The sequence below is a fragment of the Amycolatopsis granulosa genome, from assembly GCF_011758745.1.
GTDB lineage: Bacteria > Actinomycetota > Actinomycetes > Mycobacteriales > Pseudonocardiaceae > Amycolatopsis_E > Amycolatopsis_E granulosa.
The window spans coordinates 1527884-1547561 of the sequence record NZ_JAANOV010000001.1; the positions used below are offsets into that span (position 1 = coordinate 1527884).

Sequence of the window (19678 nt, forward strand, 5' to 3'; positions counted from 1 at the left end):
ACCCTAGAGCCGACCCCCGACAATCTGTGTCAGGCTGAGGATGCACCTGGATTCTTCGCCGGGTCGAGCTGGGGCTCGGAGCGCGCAGATCAGTGATCGTTCGTGAACGGCCACGCGCCGCAGCCCCAGGCGCAACCCGTGACGGTGTACCGCTTCCCCTCGGTCAGGTTGTACTTGGCGCCGTCCGAGGCGCGCTTCGTGTTACACGCGAACTTTCCACCCGGCGCCGTGAACGTGTACTGCGTGGTTTTCCCGTTTCCGAGGCCCACCCAAACTCGCGGGGTCTTACCGTCCGCTTTCGTGTCGCAGATCGAGACGACGTCGCCGTATTCCTTCACGTAGATGGTGAAGTCTCCGGACGAACCCTTCCAGACGTGGTCCCAGCTGCCCCCATCCGGCGGCGCCGGCGCGGCTGAGGCGGTGCCGTCGAAGGCCAGAACCCCTAGAGCAGCAGCTGCCAAGGCCACTGCGGCACGCGCGCCCTTGCGAGACTTCATCGGTTTTCCTTTCCGGTTGGAAGCGATGGCATACGGTAGCGCCTGATGATCAAGACAACAAGGGGATCGTTCAACAATCCACTCGTGCGGCGAGGGCGTCATCCCAGGGGCCGGAGGGCGGTCCGCGTGAACACATGCTTCGGCCGGGGCGGTCACCCGTCACCTGAGTCGTGCCGGCAACGCGGGTGAGCAGGGTGTTCAGGTCAATCAGGCCGCGGTGCGAGGTAGCGGATTCGCCGGGGCGCGCGGCGACCGCGACGGTGCCGTCGTGGCCACGCTCACGCGAGGCGATGTGGATGAACGGCCGATGGCCTGTTCACCTGGCCCGCTGCACCCGCCGGACGATCCGCTCGCCCCTGAGGTGGGGCCGGGCTCGTCCGGGCGAGCGCCGGCGGCGTGCTGACAAGCACGCAGGATGCCGGAATCGGCCGGCAGCTCACGGTCTCGCTGTCACCGTGCGGGCCCGGCCGGCGGCGAGACCCATGACGCGGTCCGGGCCGGCCGGGCCGGACTCGCGAGACCGCGGATCAGCGATCGTTCTTGAACTTCCACTTACCGCAGACCATGTTGGCGCAGGCGTCGATCGTGATCATCTTCCCCTCGGGAAGGTTTCATTCTCCGCCCTGCGAAGCAGACCTGGAATCGCAGGTACCGTTGCCGTATTTCGCCCAGAACTCGTACCTCTGGATCTTCGAGTCCTCGGTGAACACCCGCAGGTGCGGCTTGAAGCCGTCCGCCTTCGTGTCGCAGATCGAGATGATGTCCTCGTGCACCTTCACGTAGACCTTGAAGTCGCCGGCCTTGCCCAAGACGGTCAAGTCACGCCGGAGGTGGGCGCCGGCGGAACCGGGCCCGGCCTCGGCGACAGCGATCACGAGGTCGGGTAGAGGCGCCCCATCAGTTCCAGCACCTCGTCGATCATCGCGCGGGCCTTCGCCTTCGACGGCGCCGCCGCCACCTCACGCCCGGCTTCGGTGGCCATCGCCGTCAGGCTCAGCACCAGCATGTCGCTCAGCGGCCGGGTGTGGCCGTTGACCAGCGTCGAGTTCGCGTGCAGCCATTCCCGGAACCGCTGCCGGGTGAGCAGCCCGAACCCGGCGGGCCCGCTGCCGGACAGGAAGACCCGCGCCAGTTGCCGTTCCTCCCAGCACCCGTCGAGGTAGGCCCGGGTGCCCGCGATGAACAGCCGCAGCGCGTCCTCCTCCCCTGCCGCCAGCGCGGTCCGGAACGCCCGCGCCGACCGGTGCTGCTGCCGCCGCGTGTACTCGTCGTACAGCGTGATCCACAGGTCCGCCTTGGCGGTGAAGTGGTGGTAGAGGCTGCCGATGCTCGCGCCCGCCCGCTCGGCGATGTCGACCAGCTTGGCGTCCTCGTAACCGGAGGCGACGAACACCTCGCGGGCGGCGTCGAGCAGCGCGGCCCGCGTGATCTGGGCTCGCGTGCTGCCGGTGGTGGCCTCGGTCATACCCCGATTGTGCCGGACGGCGCGCTGCGCGCCGGTCCCGGCGTGGGATCAGCCCCGCCCGGACACCGGCGGGCCTGCCCGGCTGGGTGCCGGTGGATGGCGGGCTCCGACCGACGCAACCGGCTCCACCCGGTCTACTGTGGACAATCCGGGAGGCGGTATGGCGCGCCGCCGCGCGGGACTCGGCCCGGCCGGGCTAGATCATCTCCTGCCGGACGGCCCACACCACGGCCTGGATGGGGGTCGCCACGCCGAGGCGGTCGCAGATCCCCCGCACGCGGCGCCGCACCGTGCGCCCGGACAACCCCATCCGGCAGGCCACCTCGTCGGGCGACAGCCCCTCGGCCAGCAGGCGCAGCAGGAGCAGGTCACGGCGTGGCAGCTCGATCACCTCCGGCTCCTCTCCCACACCGGAATCGTGATCGCCGGGCCACGGCCGGTCAAGGACGGAACGGGGTTGACCTTCGAGCAGGTCGAGGTCCCAGGCTGGCGTCATGAGCCGAGAAGAACTGACCCGGGCGTTGCAGGCGGACCCGGCGGAGGCGCGGCGGATCCTGGCGCGGGTGTGGGAGACGGGTTCCCCGGTGGACCGGTGCGCGGCGGCACACTGGCTCGCCGACCGGCAGGACTGCGCGCGGGACGAGCTGGCGTGGGATCTGCGCGCACTGGAGGCGGCCCGGGCCGCGGAGCCGGCGGAGGTGCGCGGGTTCTTCCCGTCGCTGCACCTCAACCTCGGTGACGTGTACCGCAGGCTGGGCGATCTGCCCCGCGCACGCGAGCACCTGGCCGCGGCGCAGGCCGTGCTGGACACCCTCGCCGACGACGACTACGGGCGGATGATCCGTGGCGGCGTGGCCCGGCTGGCGGACCGGCTCGGACAGGGGTGACGGGCGCGAAGCCACGTGGAGGTCCGGCCCGGCGTGCCCGCCGGGCCGGACCCGTCCCTCACCCCAGCCGGAGCGCCGCCAGGTAGTCGTGCATCCGGCCGGCCCGGGAATCGGTCAGCGGGTTGCTCTGGTCGTCGTTTTCGATGATGAACTCCCGCACGCCCAGCCGCGTCGCCGCACCGAGGATCGTGCGGTAGTCGATCACGCCGGTGCCGAGGTCGGCGAGGTTGCCGTGCGCGTCCAGGTCCTTCACGTGGGCCAGCAGCATCCGGTCCCGGTTCGCCCGCATCAGCTCGACGTTGTCCTGCGCGCTCAGGCCCGCCGCGGACGACCAGCCCATGTCCAGCTCCAGGTACAGCAGCGACGGATCGGAACCGTCGAGCAGGATCTGGTAGAACGTGCGGCCGTCCGGACCGCGCCCGAGGAACTCGCCGGTGTGGTTGTGGTACCCCAGCTTCATCCCCGCGCGCCGGATCTTCTCCCCCGCCCGGTTGAACGCCGGACCGGCCGCGGCGAACCCCTCGGCGGTGTCCGGCACGCCGCCCGGGCACACGAGGTAGCGCTGGCCGAGGATCCGCCCCATCTCGATCAGCTGGTCCAGCCGCTCCGGGTCGGTGAACTCGGCATACCCGTGGTGGCTGGACACCGCGCGCAGCCCGTAGGAGTCCAGCAGGGGCCGGATCTGCCGCGCGTGCGCGGGGTCGGTGCCGCCGGGGAAACCGGCGAACTCCAGGTTGCGGTACCCGGCCCGCGCCAGCGCCCGCAGCACCGCCTCCGGCTGGGCCATGAACGCGTCCCGCACCGAGTACATCTGCAGCCCGATCTTGGTGTTCGGGATGCGACCTCCACCGGCGGCGGCCGCGGACCCGGCCCCGATCCCGGCCGCCGCGACCCCGGCCGCCGTCGCCGCCACCCCGCGCAGGAACCGCCGCCGGTCCACGACGACGGGCGTTCCACCACACATCTCGCTCCTCCTCCCGCTCAGTGCTCGTGCACGCCGTCCGGCATGGTGCCGTCGGCGTTGCGGACCAGGAACATGCCGGCCATGCCCATGTCCGAGTGGTTCTGGACGTGGCAGTGGTACATCCACATGCCCGGTCCGACGCCCTCCCCGGCGATCACCTGGAACCCGAACGACACACCGGGGTTGAGGTCCTTGATGTCGATCAGCGGGCTGTTGTCGTACTCGGAGAGCCGCGTGCCGGTCCGGTTGTCCAGCCAGCGGTGCCCGTGCAGGTGGAAGGTGTGGAAGTTGCTGCCGTGCCCGATCGCGATCCACTCGACCCGTTCGCCGAGGTTCGCCTCGAACGTCGGCACGGCGTCGCGGGAGCGGTTGTTGATCATCATGTCGTTGAACACCACGACGAACTGGCGCCTGGGCAGCAGATCACCCCGCCGCCGCACCACCAGCGCACCGTAGAGTCCTTTGAGGATGCCCTCGGTGCCGTGCTCGGTGCCCATCGCGTGGTCGTGGTAGTGCCAGTACCCGGCGCTGCCCTCGGCCCACGACCCGTCCGCCCGCCGGTAGGAGGTGTGGCTGCGCCAGGTGTAGTGGCGGGTCTGGCCGGGCATCACCGCGGAGTCGTTCATCAGGGTGCCGTCGGAGTGGACGTCGTAGTCGACGCCGTGCGGGTGCAGCGACAGCACCCGGTCGGTGGTGTTGACCAGATCGATCTCGAGGGTGTCGCCCTCCCACATCTCCAGCACCGGACCGGGCACGGTCGCCGCGCCCGGCGCCAGCCCGTACCCGTACAGCTGGTCGGAGATCTTCTCGGCGTACACCGTCAGGCGCCGGGTCTCACCCTGCGGGCGGGCCGGCGCGGCGGTCGCCACCCCGGGCACGGACACGGACACGGCCAGCCCGGCGGCCGCGCTGCCGAGCACGGCGCGGCGGGACAAACCGCGGGACTTGGGAAACATGAAGAATCCTTTCGCCGGAGGAAGTCACGCCATGCGCCGGTCGGCCGGCTGCTGCTCCTGCCGGGACGGACCGGTGGAGGACACGACGGTGAAGGTGACGGTGCCGGTCGCGCTGGTGTTGCCGGCCAGGTCGGTGGCCCGGTAGCGGACGGTGTGGGTGCCGAGGTGGTCGATGACGAACGGTTTGTGGTAGCGGGTGAACACGGAACCGTCCACAGAGTACTGGACGCGTGCCACTCCGGACGCCTCGTCGGTCGCCATCAGGGTGACTGTCACCGGACCGAGGTAGTCCCACGACCAGTTCTGCGCACCGGACAACTGCGCGGTGACGACCGGCGGGGTCACGTCGCCGGCGGCGGCGATCGTGAACGAGGCCGTCTGCGCCGCGCTGGTGTTGCCGGCCCGGTCGGTCGCCCGGTAGTGCACCGTGTGCGGGCCGACCGCGGTGATGGTCACCGGCTGGCCGTAGCGGACGTATCCGGCGCCGTCGAGGTCGTACTCGACCGACGCGATGCCCGATTCGGTGTCGGTGGCCGTCAGCACGAGGGTGGCCGTGCCGAGGTAGCCGCCCTCGGTGTTCTGCTCGCCGTCCAGCCGGGCGGTGACGAAGGGCGCGACCACGTCGCCGAGCGGGTCCACCCGGACCGTCAGCGTCTTCGGCTCACTGGTGTTGCCCGCCTTGTCGGCGGCCCGGTAGATCAGCGTGTGCGTGCCGGCCTGCAGGACGATCGGCTGGCGGTAGGTGAGGTACGCGCCACCGTCCACAGTGTACTCTACCGCCGCCACACCGGATCCGGTGTCGGTGGCGATGAGGGTCACCGTGGCACTGCCGGCGTAGTTCCCGGCGTCGTTGCGCTGACCCGCGACGCTCGCGGTCACCTGGGGCGGCGTGGTGTCCTCCGCGGGCTGCACGACATTGATCACCACGGTCTTCGGCTCGCTCGCGTTGCCCGCCTCGTCCGTGGCCCGGTAGTGCACGGTGTGCGCGCCGGGGGTGGTGATGGTGACCGGCGCGGTGTAGGGGCGGTAGGTGTCGTCGTCGAGTGTGTACTCGACGGTGGCGACGCCGGAACGGTCGTCGGTCGCGGTCAGGGTGACGGTGGCGCTGCCGACGTAGTTGCCGTCGCCGTCGGTCCTGCCCGCGACGGTCGCGGTCACCTCGGGCGGTGTGGTGTCCTGCTGGCCGCCACCGGTGGTGACGACCAGCTCGCCGCTCATCGTGTGCCCGGGCATCGCGCAGTAGTAGCGGTACTTTCCCGGAGTCAGGGTGACCGGCACCTGGTGCAGCCCGTGTTCGGCGTCCAGCGGGCTCGCGGTGATGTTGACGGCGACGTCGTGGTTGTAGCCGGGAGTCGACGTGTCGAACGTCAGCGTGTGGGTCATGCCGGTCGTGTTGCCGGTGGCGGTGCTGTTTTCGAACACGATGGTCGCCGCGCCCGCCACGGCACTCGCCGGTGCCGAGGCGTAGGCGGTCATGCTGTCGTTCGCGGTCCAGGTGAGGACCTGCTCGGCGGCGGGGGTGACGTCGCCGGCCGTGACGGGCGCCGGACCGGCGATCGCGGTGGCCGCCGTTGTCGCCGTGGCACCGGTGAGCAGGCACAGTCCCGCGATCCCGGTCACGAGCAGGCGGCGTGGGAAGACACGCATGGTTTTCCTTCTCCTCGCAGGGTGGGATCCGGTGGCGCCACCACGGCGGCGCCACCGGAAAGCGGGTGTCGCTACAGCTGCCGCACCCGGATGTTGCGGAACTCGATCACGTCGCGGTCGCTGTGGTTCTGCAACCCGATGAACCCGCTGAAGAACTGCCGCAGGTCCGTCGGCGGGTCACCGGCGCGCGAGGACTGCTTGCCGGGCGTGTTGTCGAACTCGTTGATCACCACGCCGTTGCGGATGATGGTGTAGTGCTGGCCGGTCACCCGCACCTCGTAGTCGTTCCACACACCCTTCGGCGTCGGCATCGCCCGGTCCAGGCCCAGCTGGGAGAAGTTGTAGACCGAGCCGGTCTTCTGCGCGTCGCCCGCCGGGTTGTCGTTGATCTGGATTTCCTGTCCACAGTAGATCGCGACCCACGCCTGCGAGGTCCGCGCGGAGCCGACCGTGCCGCAACTGCCCGGCGGACGCTGCTCCAGCGGCGTGCGCGGATCGGGGAACCGGGTGAACACCCCGCTGTTCGCGCGGTCACCGGCCGGTGCGACATCCCGGAACTGGAGCCGCACCGAGAAGTCGGCGAACGACTTGCCCGAGTACCACAGCATTCCCATGCCGCCGGCGCTGTGCAGGGTGCCGTCGGATTGCAGGTCGAACCGGCCGGCCGGCGCCTGGCTCCAGCCCGCCGTGGAGGTGCCGTCGAAGATCCACTCGTAGCCCGTCGCGCCGGCCTTGCCCACCGCCGACGACGCCGCCGCCCGGTTCAGCTGGTTGACCTCCTTGTCCGACAACAGGTTCACGCCGCGCAGCTGCGTGGCCAGCCCGGACACGTACGCGGTGAACGCGTCGTGACCCGGCCAGGGCCGCTCGTCGTCGAGCAGGTCGTTGATGGTGCAGCCGAGTCCGAGGTTGCGGTTGGGCACCGCGGTCTCGCCGTCCAGGATCCACACCCGCTGGCGGGCGTCCGGGGCCGGGCAGCTCACGGTCACCGGCAGGTGCCCGGTGGCCTTCGCACCGTCGGCGTAGGTGACCTCCAGCGTGGCGTAGTAGGTGCCGCCACGCAGGTAGGTGTGCTTCGGGTTGGCCTCGGTGGACGTGGCGCCGTCACCGAAGTCCCACCGCCACGCGACACCGCCCGCCCGGGTGCCGGTGAACGCCATGGTCATCGGGCCGGCCTGCGTGGTGGCCCCCACCGTCGCCGCGTCCGGCGCCGGGGTGGCCGCCCCGCCGTGGTAGGTGATGCGCAGCAGCTTCTGGTTGGGGTCGAGGCTGAAGAACCCGCCGGCGTAGTCCAGCAGGTACAGCGCGCCGTCCGGGCCGAACTTGGCGTCCATCCAGCTCTGCAGGCCGGTGTCACCACCGCCGCCCTTGATGATCTGCCGCAGGTCCTCGGCGAACGCCGGTGCGCCCTGCGCGGGCACCCGGGCCGGGTCCAGTGTCACCGCGATCCGGTTGTTGCCGTTGGACTCGTCACCGATGAACCACTTGTCCTCCCAGTACGCCGGCCACGCGACACCACTGCCGGTGTTCGCCTCGGCGCGGTGGAAGGTCGGGCCGGACATCACGGCCTGGCCGCCGCCCTTGAGGTAGGGCTCGGTGTAGGTCGCGTCGGACTGGACGTAGGTCGGCACGCCGCTGCCGTCGGCGCGCGCCGGGTAGACCGGGCCACCGCCCTGCGGCGAGTACCAGATGGCGTTGTCCCGGGCCGGCGGGATGTCCACCAGGCCGGTGTTGCGTGGCGAGGTGTTCTTCAGGCCGGTGCAGTCGTACCAGCCGGTGAGGACGCTCGCGTCGGTGTCGCTCCGGTCCCGGTAGGGCTGCCGGTTGCCCATGCAGTAGGGCCAGCCCTGGTTGCCCGCCGACGTGATGACCGTGGCCGTCTCGTACTTCGCGGGCCCCAGGTCGGGGTTGGGGGCGCCGGCGTCCGGGCCGACCCAGCCCGCGGTCAGCCAGTCGTGCTGCTTGTCGATGGCCAGCCGGGCGATGTTGCGCACGCCCATCACGTAGATCTCCGGCCGGGTCTTGCCGCCGCCCTGCTCGGCTCCGGTGAACAAGTTGCCCGGCGGGATCGTGTAGGTGCCGTCCGACTCCGGGTGGATGCGCAGGATCTTGCCGTTGAGGTCGTTGGTGTTGCCCGACGTGCGGCGCGCGTCCTGGAACGAGGTGCCCTGGTACTCGGCCGTCCAGTTGTTGCCGGAGTAGCCGCCGGAACCGCCGGAGGAGTTGTTGTCGCCGACGCCGACGTAGAGGTTCCCGGCCCGGTCGAACGCCATGCCGCCACCGGCGTGGCAGCAGCTGTGGATCTGGGCGTTCCAGTGCAGCAGGTCCTTGCGGGTGGACTGGTCGATGGTCTGCCGCGCGGCGTCGTAGGTGAACCGGGACACCGTGCGCTGGCCGATCCGCTTCTCCCGGTCGATCGAGTCGTGCGGCATCCAGTAGACGTAGATCCAGCCGGTGCGGGCGAAGTCCGGGTCGAGGGTGATCCCGACCAGGCCCTCCTCGTTCTTGACCAGCTCGTCACCACTGCCGCGGTTGCCCATCACCGCGAGCGTGGTGAGGAGCTTGACCTGCTTGGTCCTCGGATCCCACTGGTGGATCGTGCCGCAGCCCAGCCCCACGTTCGGGTCGGCCCAGTCCACGACCGGGCCGGACGGGCAGGCGGCCTTGCCGATGTAGAACACCGTGCCGTCGGGGGCGATGGTCAAGCCGTGCGGCTCGCCGATCTGGTCCAGCTGGCCGGGCTGGTTCTTCCCGGTGAGCCGTTCCACGGTGTAGTTCGAGGCGATCGTGGCCTTGCAGTCGCCGCGCACCATGCCGGTGGTCCACCGGATCGCACCCAGCAGGTGGCCGCGGAAGAGCTGGTCGGTGGTGTAGCTCTCGGTGGTGCGGCCCATGCCGGTGTAGAAGGAGCGTCCGCCGGAGTAGTCCCGGCACCACGACACCGGGTGGAAGGCGCCGTTGGCACCCTGTCCCGCCTGGTACTTCCACTCCTCCACCTGCGCGATGGTGTGCACCTGGCCGAGCGGGTTCGGGCTCCAGTTCAGCCACTGGTCGGAGCGGGTCCAGTTCAGCGGCAGCCCGGCGTTGGCGGGATGCTGCCGGTCGGTGACATCGACCACGGCCTGCTGGACGGTGTCCGGGCCGGCGGCCGGCCGGGTGCCGATCAGCCCCGTGAACCAGTCCGATGTGGACTGTGCGCGGGCCGCGTCGTGGACGCCGACGAACCCGTTGCCCGCGGCGACGAACGCCTTGAGCGCGTCCTCCTGCGCGGCGCTGAGCGTCACCGAGTCGGCGGACAGGAACACCACACCCCGGTAGCGGGCCAGGTTGGCGGGGGTGAACGCGGCGGGATCCGCCGACACGTCGGCCTGGAACCCGCCGGTGCGGCCGAGGTCCTGGATCGCCGCGGCGGCCGTGTTCACCGGGTCGGCCTGCCGGTCGGACGGGCCGTGGAAGACCAGGACCCGCACCGGTTCCGGAGTCTGCGCGGCCGGTTGCGGTGCGGGCCCGGGTGCCGGAGCCGCGAGCGCGGGCGCCACGGGCACGGCGGTCAGCAGGACCAGTCCGCACAACTGGGCCAGTACCCGCCGGAGTCTCGAAGTTCTGGATCGGTTCGGTTCACGTCTGTGCCGCATACCATCCCTCGCCTGGAGTTCGGTGTTTCCTGGGCTCGCGGGGGTTCTCCCGCTCGGATCAGATGAGCCTGCGCCGCGCGGCCCAGACCACGGCCTGGATCGGGGCGTGCACGGCCAGCCGGTCGCAGATCCGCCGGATCCGGCGCTGCACCGTGCGGTTGGACAGGTTGAGCCGCCGGGCGACCGCGTCGATCGGCAGGCCGTCGGCGAGCAGGGCGAGCACCGCGAGTTCCTCGGCCGCGAGATCGGGCGCTCTGAGGGGTTGGTCGAGCGTGGCGGTCACTTCCCGCCTGCCCTAAGGCCGGCCGGCAGCGTGATTCGGGATCGGATCAGCATTGATCTCTGCCCTCCCAGCAGCGGGCGATTGATGCTCTGGGGAAACTAACCACTTCTGCGCACGGTAGGAAGATGTTTGTCGCGAACTGGCCACTGGAACGCCGCGTGCAGGAAGAAGTGACTCCGTTCGGACCACAACGTTCGGCGGATGCCGCTGACTCACCCGGCGAGGGCCAGCTCCAGCCGGGCAAGCCGGCCGGGATCCGCGATCAGCCGGTAGCCGGTGATCCGCGGAAACGGTCACCTTCGTCGAACGGGCGCCGCGGCTCGTGGTGGGCGACAGGGAGGACCGGTAACCTGACGGCGAGCCCGGCGATCTGGGGGGAAGCCATGGGGGCGCGGCACTACTTGCGGAACGAGCGCCGCACCTTCGCCGCGATCGGACTCGCACTGCGCGGCCGGAAAGCGCTCGACGACGACGCCGTCGCGCTGCCGTACTCGGCCGCGCAGCGGTCGTTCCTGGTCGTGTTCGCGGTGGTGACGGTGGTCGAGGGGCTGCTGTTCGCGCTGGTGAGGTTCGGTCCGGCGGTGCACGTCGTGCTCGCCGTCCTCGAGGTGTACTCGCTGCTACTGGTGGTCGGCCTGCTGTGCTCGGCGACGGTGTACCCGCACTCCGCGTCCCCGCGCGAGGTGCGCGTGCGGCACGGCGCGCACCTCGACGTACCGGTCCCGGTGACGGCCATCGCCGCGGTCCGCGCCCGCAGCGAGGACCACTCCGGGAAGCGGGCACTCACTCTCCAGGACGGCACGTTCACCGTGGCGCAGTCCTGGCAGACGAACGTCGTCCTCGAACTGCGGCACCCCGTCACCGTCACCCGCCCGCTCGGCCGCACCGGCGAGGCCCGGGTGATCAAGTTCTACGCCACCGATCCGCGGGCCGCCGTGGCCGCGATCGAGGAGGTCGCGCAGCGCCGGCGGGCGCGGTGAGCGATCCCCGCCGGCGCCTTCCGGGTCCGCTACGCCTGGGTCACCTTCGGTTCGCGGGCCCGGTACCCGTCCGGCCCGCTGTGCGAGCGCGTGAACGGCAGACGTCCGCCCACCTTCTCGCCGACCTTGGCGCGGACGAACCCGGCCGCGCCCTGGACGGCCGGGTGGTCGGCGACCGCGCGGTAGGTCCGCACGATCTGCTCGTACCGCGCACGACCGGCCCGAGCGCCGAGCACGTACCCGACGCCCGCGCCGAGCAGGAAAGTCTTCATGCGCGCCTCCTGGTGTCTCCGCCTCGATCACCATTGTCCCCCAATCCCCGGACCGGTGCCGGGGGGTGCTTGCAGAGCGCGATCGCCGATGAGCTAAAGTTCTGTCCCGTCAGCCCGGAGCGATCCGGGCGCGGCAGAGCATTCCCCTGTAGCTCAATTGGCAGAGCATTCGGCTGTTAACCGAAGGGTTGTTGGTTCGAGTCCAACCGGGGGAGCTGCACAAACAGGGCCTCGGAGATCATCCGGGGCCTGTGTTGCATCCAGGGGTGACATCAGTTCCCCGAGGCCAGCTGGTTCATCCGCTCGGCCATCTGCCGCTTCGCCTGGTCCAGCACGTGACCGTAGATGTTGGCTGTGGTCGTGATCGAGGCGTGGCCCAGCTGCTCCATCACCTCGCGGATGGTGGCCCCGTCTTCGAGGAGAAGCGTCGCGCCAGTGTGTCTTAGGTCATGCACTCGGCTGCGATCGATGCTCGCTCTCCGTAGCACCCGGTCGAGCATGGTGTTGACGTTCCGCGGCTCGACCACCCTCCCCGTTCGGGTGATGAACACGAGGTCGTCCGGCTGCCCCGGTGCCGGGTTGAGGGGCTCGGTCAGCCGCTCGGCGGTGTCCCGGCGGTGCGTCTTGAGGGCCGCGAGGCAGACGGGCGGCAGGTAGAGCACGCGCCGGGACTTCTTGGTCTTGGGCTCCCCGAACATCAACTGGCCGCGCACCCGCTGGACCGTCCGCCGGACGTGGAACTCCCCCGTCGTCAGGTTGATGTCCGACCAGGCCAGCCCCAGAACTTCGCCTTTCCGGAGTCCGGTGGTGATCAGCACGAGCCACAGCGCCTGCAACCAGTGCTCCGAGGCGTGCCGGATGAACCGCCGCGCGTCGGCCGCCGACACGGGCTCGACCTCGAAGTGATCCCGCGACGGCGCCTTGACCAGGGTGGTCACGTTGCGTCCGATCAGCTCTTCCCGCACGGCGTTGTTAAGCGCACTCCGCAACACCTCGAACACGTTCTGCACGTAGCGCGCAGACAGCGTCCGGCCGTGGATCGTCTCCATCTTCCGGAGCTTCGCGAGCATCTTCCGGACATCGGCCGGCGTCAGAGCGTTCAGCTTCCGCGACCCGAGCAGCGGCTTGAGGTACCGCCGGACGACGACCTCGTACCCCGAGTAGGTCGACGCCCCACGCTCGACCCGCACGATTTCGTCCAGCCAGTAGTCGAGGTAGTCCCCCAGCTTCATGGACGAGGAGATCGACGGCACGCCCTTGCGGTTGTTGTCGAGCAGCTCGATGCGCTTGTTGTTCACCTCCTCCCAGGTCTTGCCGTAGACGTACTTCCGCTGCCGGGTTCCGTGCACCGTGAGCACGTAGACCGCCGCCTGGTAGCGCCCGTCCTTGCGCTGCACGATGGTGCCCATCCCGTTCGCCGCGCGCTTCGCCATCACGCCGCCTGTGCCGTCAAGGATCGGACGTACTCCTCGATCGCGTCCCGGGGAATCCGGCGCGAGCCGAACACCTTGACGGACCGCAACTGTCCTAACCGGATCAAGTCGTAGACCCGCGTCCGGCCGATGCCGAGCAGGTGCGCGGCTTCGTCGACGCGGAGCAGGATCGGTTCCATTGCTTCTCCCTTCAGTGGCTTTCGATCTCTTCTCGCGCAACATGTTTGCGCTCCCGCGCCTTGGCCGCGGCCGTGTTCGCCAAGGCGGCGTCGCCGATGGTCAACCACCCGACGCCATCGAAGATCCAGTTGAGAGTGACCGCCGACTGTTCGCCGTCTTCATCCGCATCGACCGGTAGTGCTTCTTCGGGGTGTTCGCCGCGCTGGAATGCCTTACGGACAGCCCTCAGCGCTGTGAGGGTGGTGGAGTAACGGCGGCTCTTGGTGGAGAAGTGCCCGCCGAAGCCGAGCATGTGCGCCCACTTCTGGAGCTTGCCCCAGCCTTCAGCCCAGTCGGTGCGTTGTTGTGTGCTGGTGTAGTAGAAGGGCCGCTGTCCGAGTCGCCAGCAGGCGACGAGCTGCCGTGATTGGTGGTTGTCGCGGTCCGCGTGCATGTTCGCGTCGAGCTGTGTCAGGCGTCGGGAGACGTGCCCGGCCTCTTCAGTGGCTTTGGTGGCGTATTTGGCGAGGTAGGCCGCCACTGCCGTAGTCGTCAGCGCCCCGCGGTCGTCCTGGTCGCTCACGTTGAGGTGGACGGGGCGAATGTCGCGCTGCTTGCCCCAGGTCAAAGTCCAGCCAGTGCGTTGCCGGGGGTGGGGTGCCGTGGTGAAGCGCGTGACGGTCGCAGCGGTGTCGATGAGGCTGCTCAGCAGCTCCGGCGTGATACTCGGGTCCGGCGTCACGATGGTATCCGGATCAGCCGGGTTGAGCCCGTCGAGCCTGATCAGGGCGTGGAAGTGCACAACGCCGCGCCGCTGGTACTCGGCCACTTTGACGTAGGAGAGCCGGACCTTGACGCCCCGGTCCTTGGCGGCGGTTTTGAGGTAGCGGCTCAGGGTGATCGTGGTGCGCCGCCACAACTCCCCGGCGTGGAAGTTCCAGACCGCCTGGGCTTCGTAGTCGTAGCAGTCCCGGCAGATCGGCTCCCCCACGCACGAGTCGTCCTCGCCATGCCGGACCCGGCACTCAGTCGAGCGACCATGCGGGCAGAGCGGGGCGTACCGCCGGGGTCGACAGGGCTTGACCTGCCCGTTGCTGACCACGCGAGTGTGCACGGCCCCGAAGGCCGGCGCGGTGAGCGTGACGAAGAAACACGGGTGCTCGGTGACGCTCTCCGGCACGCCCTTGCCGCCGACGAGCCCGGCCTTCACGAGTTGGTAGGTGTCGGCCCGGTAGGTCTCGGCGCAGGCGGGACAGACCGAGGCGCGGCGGTTCTTGCAGGCGACGTAGAGCAGGCCGTCGGGCATGTCGTCGGTGACCCGTTCGACCTCACCGCCGCCCCAGTCGGCTTCGACTCGGAGGCGTACTGGTCGGGAGCAGGGGGCCGCGGGCATGACGTGGGCGAGCCACCAGCGGTAGTCGGGGCTGGTCGCGCGGCGGAGGATGTCCGGCTCGGCGACGGCTCCCAGCCCCACCACGGTCTTGGTGGTGGGGCTGAGGGTCATGGTCGAGACGGTCAAGGGTGCTCCGGGTCAGGCGAACAGATGCGCGTAGGTCTCCACGTCCCGGGTGGTGGCCCAGCGCCAGCCCTCCAGGAGTTCGCCGGTTGGCGAGTAGGCGGGCAGCAGCGCGTAAGGGTCGAACGCGGAAATCGGCAAGGCGACGAAGCCGCCGATTTCGGGGGCGTGGGCCAGGCGGGCGACGTCGACGGCGTTGTTGTCGCCGGTGACGAAGACCCATAGCTGCTCGGGGGTGAGGGCCATGGGTTTGGTTGCGGTCAGCATGAGGGCAGTCCTCTCCTGCGAGTCGAATTGCGAATGGGATTAAGCGGTCTTGCGAGTGCGGAGTTGGCGCGCGTATTCGACGAGGGAATGGATGTGCTCGTCGGTGAGATAGGCGGTCTTCATCCGCCGTGGGGTGCCACCTTCGGCGAGCAGCAGGGCGACGCCGCGTTCCTCCGGCGCGATGTTGGAGGCGTCGAATCCCTGCGCGGCCCAGCCCCGGCCGAGAATGATGTCCGAGCTGGAATCAGTAGTGCAGCGATAAGCCATGCGATACCCGAACAGGTCCCGCAGCGAAGTGGGGATGATGTCGGCCGAGGGCCGTTGAGTGGCAGCGACGACGATGATCCCGGCAGCCCGGCCCCGGGCCACGAGGTCGCGCAGCAGGCGGACGAACTGTTCTTGCTGGTCCTTGGTGCCCATCGTGGCCGAGAACAGGGCCAGTTCATCGATCACAAGCATGATCACGTCGAACGGGTCGTGACGATCGATCTTGCGCCGCCGCACCCGGTCCAGCTCGACATACCGGCGGTCCATCTCCGCCTGCAACCGCTCCAGCGCGGTCAGAGCGCGTTCGATATCGGGGCCGACGAACAGGTCGGCCACCTCGCGCCACAGGCCCAACTCGACCTGCTTGCCGTCGAACAGCCACAACGACAGGTCCGGGCACAGTGCCCCATGAGCAACGATGTTGTTCAGCCCGACCGACTTTCCGGCACCGGGCTCACCAGCGAGCAGAATGTTGCGCCAGATCAGCTCGATGTCGACGCCGTAGCCGTCTTCGTAGATACCGAGGTGGACAGGGTCATAGATCGAAAGCCCAGCCACCGGAATCGTGTTCTTCCGCATGACCAGCCCTCAGTCGATGTAGTCGGACAGGTCGTCAGCGACCACCGCAGCCGGCCGCGGCGCGGGCTTGTCCTGCACCGGCAGCGACGTGACCGTGGCGGCCGCGATGGGCTCGGTCCCCTCACCACGGGTCTTGCGAACAAGAGACGCCACCTTCGCCAGGGGCGAGTCGATCGGCGTCGAGCGGTCCAGCGGGTCACGACGGATGACCTCGACCGCGAACAGAGTGGACAGCTTGCGCACCCGGTGCACCCGCGCGTCACGGGCGTAGCAGGCAGGCGCGATGTACTCGAGGACCGCTTCCAGGTCCCCGGCGGAGGAGCCCGCGCGGCTCCACAGCCAGATGCGCTCCCCGGTCTTCGTCGGCCGCGCCCACAGCATGAACGGCAGCGCGCCGTCCAGGTTCATCGTCCGAGCGCGCGCCTGCCGCAGGCAGGTCCGCAGCCGATGCCGGTCGACCAGGCACCAGAACCGGGAGGACACGAACCAGCGGGTCTGCGGCACCAGCACCACAACGACCACGGTCCCGGTGAAGATCAGCCAGGCGTAACCCTCGCCGACCTGGTGGTACAGCCACGCCATGCTCACGAGGAACACGGCGGTCAGAAAGATCTCCGCGCGCCAGCGCAGCAGCACGCCCAGGCCGACCACGAACCAGTGCCGCTTCGGGGCGTGCCAGAACTCCATGACATCGATGCGGCGCGCGCCACGCGCCCGGCGGATAGACTTCGCCACGACTCCTCCAAGGTGGAGACGAAAGAGGCACGGGTCCGGACAGGAACCGCCAAGAACCAGGCCGGTCCCGTGCTTCTCTTCGAGGGAATGACTAGCGGCCGGCGGTGTTCCGCTCAGCCAGATTCCGGCTGTTGTGCCGGGTGAGCACTTCAGACGTTCGTCACGGTCAGGAAGCGGAGTTCGCCGACGTCTTCGAACCGGAGACAGCCTTGATGTCGATCGCACGGAAAGCCACGCCGTTGCGGCCGTTCTGTGCCCACGGAATCGCCTGCAGCTCAACGGGCGTCACGACGGTGCCAGTGGTGACCTTGGGGGCCTGCGCGGCCGCGACAGTCACACTGATCACCTCCGCACCCGAGCGGTCCATGGCAACCAGCTGCACAGTCCACATCGGAACATTCGTGCTGCGCTCGACCCGCTGAATCCCGTTCTGATCAGTCTTCGGCTGAGCCTCCCGGCCCACCGTGAACGTCACCTGCGAAGTGTCGATGACCAGACGCATAACCTGTCCTCCAAGGGTGATCAGTTCCGCACCGCTCCATAGCGCTCTTCGGTGCGTCCCTGACGATGCCGCCGAGGACGGGGACGGCTTCACCTCACGGAAGGACATCTAGGGACGTCTCTGGTAGCGTGAAGACGTCCCTAGGCGTACTTGGGGGGAGGGTCGATGGCCAATGAGCGTTTGCGTGACGCCCTGCTGTCGCGGGGCCTCACCCCGGACGAGCTCGCCGAGCGTATCGCAGTGGACCCGAAGACGGTCGAGCGCTGGATCACCAAGGGCCGCACGCCCTACGCGAAGTCGCGACACAAGATCGCCGCAATCTTGCAGGAGAGCGAGAGCTACCTGTGGCCGGACGCGCTGTCCGAGGTCAAGGCCAGCGAGGTCAGCAACTCCGAAATCGTGAAGGTCTACGCCCACCGCAACTCGGTGCCGGCCGACCTGTGGGACAAGCTGCTGGCGCAAGCCACGACGTACGTGGACATGCTGGTCTACGTCGGCATGTTCATGACCGAGAAACCCGGCCTGCTGGAGCTGCTGCGAAGCAAGGCCAAGGCAGGGGCGCGAATCCGGCTGCTGTTCGGCGACCGGGACGCCCCGGCTGTGATCCAGCGCAGCACCGACGAGGGCATCGGACCGCACACGATCTCGGCGAAGATCGACCACGCGCTGGCCTACTTCCGCAAGCTCGACGGCGTGTCCGGGATCGAGATCCGCACCCACGGAACGGTGCTCTACAACAGCATCTTCCGGTTCGACGACGAGATGATCGTCAACCCGCACGTCTACGGCAAGATGGCCGCCCACGCCCCCGCGCTGCACCTGCGGCGGTTGTCGGCGGGCGACCTGTTCACCACCTACGCGGACAGCTTCACCGCCGTGTGGGAGCACGCTCAACCGCACAAGTGGGAGGACTGAGGCTCGTGCCGAAGAAGGACTACTACGACGACCCCGACGCCCCGGCCGCCAACAGCATCGTGACCGCGGTCGCCGCGATCGTGCGCAACGAGGCTGGCGAAATCCTGATGATCGAGCGCACCGACAACGGCCTGTGGGCGCTCCCCGGCGGGGCCCAGGACCTCGGCGAGTCGGTGGTGGACGCGGTGCGGCGCGAGGTCGAGGAGGAAACCGGGCTGACGGTCGAGGTCACCGGGATCAGTGGCATCTACTCCGACCCTAAGCACGTGATCGCCTACGACGATGGCGAGGTCCGGCAGGAGTTCTCGATCTGCTTCCATGCTCGGCCGTTGGCGGGTTCGTTGCGGCCCAGCTCGGAGTCACGGCAGGTGTATTGGGTCGCGCCGGAGCGCCTGGACGAGCTGGACATTCACCCGTCCATGCGGCTGCGCATCGACCACGCGGTCAAGAACCCCGCGGACGTCCATTTGGGTTAGCCGCCGAGACGGCGGAGAGACGGCCCTTCGTGCGCTCGACGGCTGCCAGCAGTTCAGGAGTGGCACCGGTAATGAACCGAGTCACGAGGTGGTCATGGCCGTAGCGCCGCTTGATCTCCGCGATGCGATCTTCGGCGTCGACGGTCTCGCCGTCCGGCGAGGTGGTGAGGTCGCAGTACCAGAGCGCGTCGCGGATCGAGCCGCGCTCATCGTGGAAGTCGGCCAGCTCGTCGGTCAGCCCCCGCAGTTCGGCTTCATAGACGGCGTAGGAGTGGTGTGCGACGAGGTGCACGAGCCGTTCGGGGGCATCGACCTTGGCGAGGTAGGTAGCGCCGTCGATGGGATGGAAGCCGGTGTCGACCAGATCGGGGGCATACCCGATGTCGTGAAGGATGGCCGCGGCTTCGAGGAGTTCGGCGTCCGATCCGGCGACCGGCGCGAGGGTGCGCGCCTGCCGGGCTACGCCCTGGACGTGGGCCCATCGTCGAGGCAGCGCGTCACGCAGCTTCGCCTCGGAGAGGTCGTATGCCCACGAGATCAGCGACATCCGCCCACCGTAACGTCAAGATTCAGCGGACGCACGAGGCCCGCGAACGAAGGTGCCCTTAGAGCGGACGGTCACGACCAGGCCCAATTCGCGGAGGATGCTGGTCGCATGTCGGGCCGTGCCCAGCGAGACGCCGTACTCGGCGGCCAGCCGACGCTCGGCCGGCAACGGGGTGTTGGGGGCAAGCTTGCCCGCGGCAATGAGCCTGGCCAGGTGATCGGCCAGCTGCTCGTAGATGTACTTGTCCGGATTGCTGTCCGGATCAAAGACGATGCGTTCGTCGACGGCATGGCTGCCGTCGAGGTCACCGCTCATGCTCCCTCCTGCCTGTCGGCAATACCGGTTCCGCACCCCGCCGCACGACGGCGCCGCTCGTCGCGACAGGGCACGACCGCCAGGATATCCGATTTTGGGATATCCGTCGGCTCTCCGGTCGCCTTGACAGGTGGAGAAGTCGATCTACTCGGCCGAGTACCAGCAACTCTGCCGCCTCCTGCGCGAGCTACGCCAGGAGGCTGGCCTCACGCAGGTACAGGTAGCAGAGCGGCTGGGTGTCCCACAGTCGTTCGTCAGCAAGTACGAAACCGGCGAGAGGCGGCTCGACGTGGTCGAATTGCGTCATATCTCAGCGGCACTCAATGTCAAGTTCACAGATTTACTATCACAATTGGACCTAGATTTGTAGGATATCGCGAC

24 protein-coding genes and 1 tRNA gene are annotated in these 19678 nt (G+C 69.0%); 6 read left to right on the top strand and 19 right to left on the bottom strand.

What is annotated here, in order from left to right; all coding sequences use genetic code 11:
- Positions 1 to 89: 89 nt before the first annotated feature.
- The 4 genes from FHX45_RS07270 to FHX45_RS27975 form a co-directional block, all read right to left on the bottom strand.
- Entirely contained in the window at positions 90 to 497 is a 408-nt protein-coding gene (locus FHX45_RS07270; protein ID WP_167097847.1) for a hypothetical protein, read from the bottom strand.
- Between the two features lie 611 nt (positions 498 to 1108).
- Positions 1109 to 1315 (bottom strand): hypothetical protein, encoded by a 207-nt coding sequence (locus tag FHX45_RS07275; RefSeq protein ID WP_167097849.1) that lies wholly within the window; start codon positions 1313 to 1315, stop codon positions 1109 to 1111.
- 53 nt (positions 1316 to 1368) lie between these two features.
- Complete coding sequence (locus FHX45_RS07280; RefSeq protein ID WP_167097851.1) at positions 1369 to 1962, bottom strand: TetR/AcrR family transcriptional regulator; 594 nt, start codon at positions 1960 to 1962, stop codon at positions 1369 to 1371.
- Between the two features lie 196 nt (positions 1963 to 2158).
- Positions 2159 to 2371, bottom strand: a complete 213-nt coding sequence (locus tag FHX45_RS27975; protein WP_341771385.1) for a LuxR C-terminal-related transcriptional regulator — start codon at positions 2369 to 2371, stop codon at positions 2159 to 2161.
- Between the two features lie 85 nt (positions 2372 to 2456).
- On the opposite strand from FHX45_RS27975, the gene FHX45_RS07290 reads away from it, so the two are divergent.
- Positions 2457 to 2849 (top strand): hypothetical protein, encoded by a 393-nt coding sequence (locus tag FHX45_RS07290; RefSeq protein WP_167097854.1) that lies wholly within the window; start codon positions 2457 to 2459, stop codon positions 2847 to 2849.
- Positions 2850 to 2907: 58 nt separating this feature from the next.
- On the opposite strand, the gene FHX45_RS07295 is transcribed toward FHX45_RS07290, so the two are convergent.
- From FHX45_RS07295 to FHX45_RS07315, 5 genes are all read right to left on the bottom strand, one after another.
- On the bottom strand, positions 2908 to 3813 hold the full coding sequence (locus FHX45_RS07295) for a sugar phosphate isomerase/epimerase family protein (protein ID WP_167097856.1): 906 nt from the start codon (positions 3811 to 3813) through the stop codon (positions 2908 to 2910).
- Between the two features lie 17 nt (positions 3814 to 3830).
- A complete protein-coding gene (locus tag FHX45_RS07300) occupies positions 3831 to 4769 on the bottom strand; it encodes a multicopper oxidase domain-containing protein (protein WP_167097858.1) in 939 nt (312 codons plus the stop codon).
- 24 nt (positions 4770 to 4793) lie between these two features.
- Positions 4794 to 6416 (bottom strand): OmpL47-type beta-barrel domain-containing protein, encoded by a 1623-nt coding sequence (locus FHX45_RS07305; protein ID WP_208405838.1) that lies wholly within the window; start codon positions 6414 to 6416, stop codon positions 4794 to 4796.
- A gap of 71 nt (positions 6417 to 6487) precedes the next feature.
- Positions 6488 to 10051: a ThuA domain-containing protein gene (locus FHX45_RS07310; RefSeq protein ID WP_167097860.1), complete on the bottom strand. Its 3564-nt coding sequence runs from the start codon at positions 10049 to 10051 to the stop codon at positions 6488 to 6490.
- 58 nt (positions 10052 to 10109) lie between these two features.
- The gene (locus FHX45_RS07315) at positions 10110 to 10334 is read right to left on the bottom strand and encodes a helix-turn-helix domain-containing protein (RefSeq protein ID WP_167097862.1); all 225 of its coding nucleotides are present in this window, start codon (positions 10332 to 10334) and stop codon (positions 10110 to 10112) included.
- A gap of 383 nt (positions 10335 to 10717) precedes the next feature.
- Between FHX45_RS07315 and FHX45_RS07320 the strand changes: the two genes are divergently transcribed.
- Positions 10718 to 11314 (top strand): hypothetical protein, encoded by a 597-nt coding sequence (locus FHX45_RS07320; RefSeq protein WP_167097864.1) that lies wholly within the window; start codon positions 10718 to 10720, stop codon positions 11312 to 11314.
- Positions 11315 to 11343: 29 nt separating this feature from the next.
- On the opposite strand, the gene FHX45_RS07325 is transcribed toward FHX45_RS07320, so the two are convergent.
- Complete coding sequence (locus FHX45_RS07325) at positions 11344 to 11586, bottom strand: hypothetical protein (protein ID WP_167097866.1); 243 nt, start codon at positions 11584 to 11586, stop codon at positions 11344 to 11346.
- Positions 11587 to 11728: 142 nt separating this feature from the next.
- Between FHX45_RS07325 and FHX45_RS07330 the strand changes: the two genes are divergently transcribed.
- A tRNA-Asn gene (locus tag FHX45_RS07330) sits at positions 11729 to 11801 on the top strand.
- Between the two features lie 57 nt (positions 11802 to 11858).
- On the opposite strand, the gene FHX45_RS07335 is transcribed toward FHX45_RS07330, so the two are convergent.
- The 7 genes from FHX45_RS07335 to FHX45_RS07365 all read right to left on the bottom strand — a co-directional run bounded on the left by FHX45_RS07335 (position 11859) and on the right by FHX45_RS07365 (position 17044).
- Positions 11859 to 13019 carry a tyrosine-type recombinase/integrase gene (locus FHX45_RS07335; RefSeq protein WP_167097868.1) on the bottom strand — a complete coding sequence of 387 codons (1161 nt, stop codon included), beginning with the start codon at positions 13017 to 13019 and terminating at the stop codon, positions 11859 to 11861.
- Entirely contained in the window at positions 13019 to 13198 is a 180-nt protein-coding gene (locus tag FHX45_RS07340) for a helix-turn-helix domain-containing protein (RefSeq protein WP_167097870.1), read from the bottom strand. Before FHX45_RS07340 ends, FHX45_RS07335 begins: the two co-directional genes overlap by 1 nt.
- Positions 13199 to 13209: 11 nt before the next feature.
- Positions 13210 to 14697 (bottom strand): replication initiator, encoded by a 1488-nt coding sequence (locus FHX45_RS07345; protein WP_243868945.1) that lies wholly within the window; start codon positions 14695 to 14697, stop codon positions 13210 to 13212.
- Positions 14698 to 14709: 12 nt separating this feature from the next.
- Positions 14710 to 14961, bottom strand: a complete 252-nt coding sequence (locus FHX45_RS07350; RefSeq protein ID WP_243868948.1) for a hypothetical protein — start codon at positions 14959 to 14961, stop codon at positions 14710 to 14712.
- Between the two features lie 39 nt (positions 14962 to 15000).
- Positions 15001 to 15807 (bottom strand): FtsK/SpoIIIE domain-containing protein, encoded by an 807-nt coding sequence (locus FHX45_RS07355; protein WP_167097872.1) that lies wholly within the window; start codon positions 15805 to 15807, stop codon positions 15001 to 15003.
- A 9-nt stretch (positions 15808 to 15816) separates the two neighbouring features.
- Positions 15817 to 16542, bottom strand: a complete 726-nt coding sequence (locus FHX45_RS07360) for a hypothetical protein (RefSeq protein ID WP_341771386.1) — start codon at positions 16540 to 16542, stop codon at positions 15817 to 15819.
- Between the two features lie 166 nt (positions 16543 to 16708).
- On the bottom strand, positions 16709 to 17044 hold the full coding sequence (locus FHX45_RS07365) for a hypothetical protein (RefSeq protein ID WP_167097873.1): 336 nt from the start codon (positions 17042 to 17044) through the stop codon (positions 16709 to 16711).
- A 165-nt stretch (positions 17045 to 17209) separates the two neighbouring features.
- Here FHX45_RS07365 and FHX45_RS07370 point away from each other — a divergent pair, with 165 nt between their 5' ends.
- A complete protein-coding gene (locus FHX45_RS07370; protein ID WP_167097875.1) occupies positions 17210 to 17959 on the top strand; it encodes a helix-turn-helix domain-containing protein in 750 nt (249 codons plus the stop codon).
- Positions 17960 to 17964: 5 nt separating this feature from the next.
- On the top strand, positions 17965 to 18435 hold the full coding sequence (locus tag FHX45_RS07375) for an NUDIX domain-containing protein (RefSeq protein WP_167097877.1): 471 nt from the start codon (positions 17965 to 17967) through the stop codon (positions 18433 to 18435).
- Here the strand turns inward: FHX45_RS07375 and FHX45_RS07380 are convergent.
- Together FHX45_RS07380 and FHX45_RS07385 are read right to left on the bottom strand one after the other, a co-directional pair.
- On the bottom strand, positions 18404 to 18982 hold the full coding sequence (locus FHX45_RS07380; RefSeq protein ID WP_167097879.1) for an HD domain-containing protein: 579 nt from the start codon (positions 18980 to 18982) through the stop codon (positions 18404 to 18406). The two genes, FHX45_RS07375 and FHX45_RS07380, sit on opposite strands and share 32 nt — an antisense overlap.
- Before the next feature lie 15 nt (positions 18983 to 18997).
- Complete coding sequence (locus FHX45_RS07385) at positions 18998 to 19297, bottom strand: winged helix-turn-helix domain-containing protein (RefSeq protein ID WP_208405839.1); 300 nt, start codon at positions 19295 to 19297, stop codon at positions 18998 to 19000.
- 130 nt (positions 19298 to 19427) lie between these two features.
- Here FHX45_RS07385 and FHX45_RS07390 point away from each other — a divergent pair, with 130 nt between their 5' ends.
- Positions 19428 to 19667, top strand: a complete 240-nt coding sequence (locus FHX45_RS07390; RefSeq protein WP_167097881.1) for a helix-turn-helix domain-containing protein — start codon at positions 19428 to 19430, stop codon at positions 19665 to 19667.
- Positions 19668 to 19678 lie beyond the last annotated feature (11 nt).